At 70.2% G+C, this 652-nt stretch carries 1 protein-coding gene; it reads left to right on the top strand.

The features are described 5' to 3' along the window. Positions 1-56: 56 nt before the first annotated feature. The coding region (cheD, locus tag G3N99_RS40885; RefSeq protein WP_206125271.1) for a chemoreceptor glutamine deamidase CheD at positions 57-652 on the top strand (596 nt) is incomplete at its 3' end.

Genomic DNA, 652 nt, shown 5'->3' with positions numbered 1-652 from the left:
CCGTCGCCGGTGCGCGCGCGGGCTGCGGGCGCTGCGCCCGCCTTTGGAGAGCGCGGATGAGCGCCCTGCCGATCGCAACCAATCGCTACTTCGACAACCACTTCGGCCGTCCCGGCGTGAAGCTGTTGCCGAACGAGTTCTACACGACGTCCGAGGACATGGTGCTGATGACCGTGCTCGGCTCGTGCGTCGCCGCGTGCCTGCACGACCCGTACGCCGGCATCGGCGGGATGAACCACTTCATGCTGCCCGACGACGGCGCCGATCCGGGCGCCGCCGCGTCGGAATCGATGCGCTACGGCGCGTATGCGATGGAAGTGCTGATCAACGAGATGATCAAGGCCGGTGGGCGCCGCGAACGCTTCGAGGCGAAGGTGTTCGGGGGCGCGGCCGTGCTGGCCGGGATGACGACGATCAACATCGGCGACCGCAACGCGGATTTCGTGCGCCGCTACCTGGCGCTCGAACGCATCCGCATCACCGCGGAAGACCTGCAGGGCGTGCACCCGCGCAAGGTCGCGTTCATGGCGGCCACGGGGCGCGCGGCGGTGAAGAAGCTGCGGCTGCAGGTGCCGGGTGTCACCGAGCGTGAAGCCGCGCTCGCCCGCGAGGCCGATCGCGCCCGCACCGCACGGCCGCGTCCGCAGGTCGA

This window comes from Burkholderia sp. Ac-20392 (assembly GCF_017104585.1).
GTDB classification, from domain to species: domain Bacteria; phylum Pseudomonadota; class Gammaproteobacteria; order Burkholderiales; family Burkholderiaceae; genus Burkholderia; species Burkholderia lata.
This window is presented reverse-complemented; position numbering and strand designations above follow the sequence as displayed.